The organism is Novipirellula sp., from assembly GCF_041583735.1.
Classification (GTDB): Bacteria; Planctomycetota; Planctomycetia; order Pirellulales; family Pirellulaceae; genus Novipirellula.
Genome location: NZ_JBFHFD010001030.1, coordinates 1 through 1,545, shown reverse-complemented (window position 1 = coordinate 1,545; position 1,545 = coordinate 1). Strand labels below are relative to the sequence as shown.

Annotated in this window: 1 protein-coding gene and 1 pseudogene; one reads left to right on the top strand and one right to left on the bottom strand. The window is 53.0% G+C overall.

Annotation, left to right across the window (positions count from 1 at the left end; translation table 11 throughout):
• Positions 1-739 (bottom strand): FAD-dependent oxidoreductase (locus tag ABX962_RS35770; protein WP_372726416.1); only part of this gene is annotated, 739 nt, incomplete at its 3' end.
• A gap of 326 nt (positions 740-1,065) precedes the next feature.
• Between ABX962_RS35770 and ABX962_RS35765 the strand changes: the two are divergent.
• A pseudogene (locus tag ABX962_RS35765) lies at positions 1,066-1,545 on the top strand (M3 family peptidase); the annotation flags it as partial.

Here is a 1,545-nt window from a genome sequence, read left to right as displayed (position 1 = left end):
TGCCAAAATGGTGCGAATGATGCAGCACTCCGGTTTGAACACCATTCCACGATTCGCCATAGGTCGAACCGGATTCACGTCCAACGTGATAGCTCACCCCAGCGGCAGCCATCAAGTCGCCTTCGTACGTGGCATCAATAAACATTTTGCCTGCGTAGGTTTTGCCGCTAAGCATGCGAATTGCGGCGATTCGGCCCTCTTTCATCGTGACGCCCGATTTGCGGTCGAGGTACTCGTCGCGGTCAACAGGGATTTCAAACTCGCGGACATAGTCTTCGTAAACTTGCTCGGCAACGTGCGGCTCAAAGATCCACATCGTGCGGTTATCACCATCGATCGCGCGTGTCCCTTGGCCTTTGTTCCCGTATTGCTGGCGAGTTTGCTGGACCCAAGATTCAGGACGCTCGTAGGCTTTATAAATTCGATGATAAAAATCTCGCGACAATCCGCCGATCACCGACTTGTTGCCTGTATCGGTCCACCCCAAACCGCCGCTGGTCAAACCGCCTAGATGATTGTCGGGGCCGACGATCACCACCGACTTCCCCATCTTCTTTGCCTGGACCGCGGCGATCACCCCAGCGGATGTGCCGCCGTACACAACGATGTCGTATTTTTCTGACGCGGCATCCGCTGCACTGCACTGCGGAATCGCGATGGCAGCGACGAAGAAGACGAGTAGCTGAAATCGTAGTCGTCCTAAAACGGACAAACGTGGCCTCGAGAACAAGCGAGTCATAACAGGGGATCCTGTGCAGATTTTTTCAGAGGAGCGGGAAGGAACGGAAACCAAGACAGCATCGCAAGCAAGATAAGGAACCAATCGCATCCCTTGCTGGACGATGACGTCAGGCGGAGACATTGTAGAATAACAGCGAAGATAATTCACACTTGCTGATTGAAGATGATGTCCGAAAAAAGGAATTCTCTGTGATTCTCCCCCAATCTCACCTCCCCAGGATGCTCGCGTTGGTCGTGAGCGTCTTCCTAACTGCTTTGCCATGGGTGACGGCGGCCGAAATCGCCGCTGCCGCCTCCGATGACACGAAAATCGAGAAAAAAGAAATGAGTTCGGATTCTGTAATGCTCAAACCATGGACGGGTCCCTACGGTGGCGTTCCCCCTTGGAACTTGGTCCGTCAGGATGAATTCTTGCCAGCGATCGAGACGGCGATTCAAATCGCGAGCCAGGAGCTCAACGCGATCGCGAATCAAAGCGAACCGCCGACGTTTGAAAACACAATCGTTGCAATGGAGCAAGCGGGCAAGACGCTTGACCGTGTGGAAACGCTGTTCGATGTCCACACCAGCAACTTGAACGTGGGCCCAATCCCCGATATTGAACGTGCAGTTGCCCCCAAGTTGTCCGAGCACCGTGACAGCATCTATCAAAACGAAATACTGTTCAAACGCATCGAAGCGATCTACCAAAGCGATGCGATGAAATCGTTTACCGTCGCTCAAAAACGATTGGTCGACGATCTCTACAAAACCTTCGTCCGCCAAGGAGCGAAACTGAACTCAAGTGACAAAGCCAAGCTATCG